This is a genomic window from Amycolatopsis kentuckyensis (genome assembly GCF_002155975.1).
GTDB lineage: Bacteria > Actinomycetota > Actinomycetes > Mycobacteriales > Pseudonocardiaceae > Amycolatopsis > Amycolatopsis kentuckyensis.
Genome location: NZ_MUMI01000901.1, coordinates 1 through 668, shown reverse-complemented (window position 1 = coordinate 668; position 668 = coordinate 1). Strand labels below are relative to the sequence as shown.

Here is a 668-nt window from a genome sequence, read left to right as displayed (position 1 = left end):
GCACGAGGCGGCGGGCGCCGCGGGTGGCGAGGTGCTCGGCGACGGTGAGTCCGACGCCGCCGAGGCCGCCGGTGATGAGGTAGCTGCCGCCTTCGCGGATCACCGGTGGGGCGGCGGGTGCGGCGGGGCGGTAGCCGGGGACGAGCCGCCGGTCGCCGCGGTAGGCGACGAGGGGAGTGCCGGGGGACCGCAGTTCCGCGGCGAGGACGGCGGCGGCTTCGGCGGGGCCGTGGGTGGAGTCGAGGTCGACGGTGCCGGCGTCGAGGTTGAGGTGTTCCTGGTTCGCGACGACCGGGAGCACGGCCACCGCGGCCTGGGCCGGGCGGGGCGAGCGATCGCCGGCCGCCTGGCCCGCGCGGGTGGCCACCAGCACCCGCACCGCGCGTGACCCGTCCCCCGCCGCCGCGGCCAGGGTGCGGGAGACCGCGTGCACCGCCGCCACGTCGTCGTCCACGTCGAGGACCGACAGGTCGACCACCGTGTCCGCCTCGGCCACGTCGGCCACCTCACCGAGCAGTGCCGTGAGCGCCGCCGCGACACCTCCGGAGTCCGGCAGGATCGCGACCCGGCCCGTCGTCCCGGCGACCGGCGCGGGCGCCGGCTGCCACGACGGGGTCAGCAGCTGCACGTGCTCGTCCGGCTCCGCGGCGAGCACGTGCAGCTGCTGA

The 668-nt window shown here is 78.3% G+C and carries 1 protein-coding gene; it reads right to left on the bottom strand.

The features are described from left to right. Positions 1 to 668: KR domain-containing protein (locus CCN39_RS49015; protein ID WP_244211392.1), on the bottom strand; the 668-nt coding region annotated here is incomplete at both ends.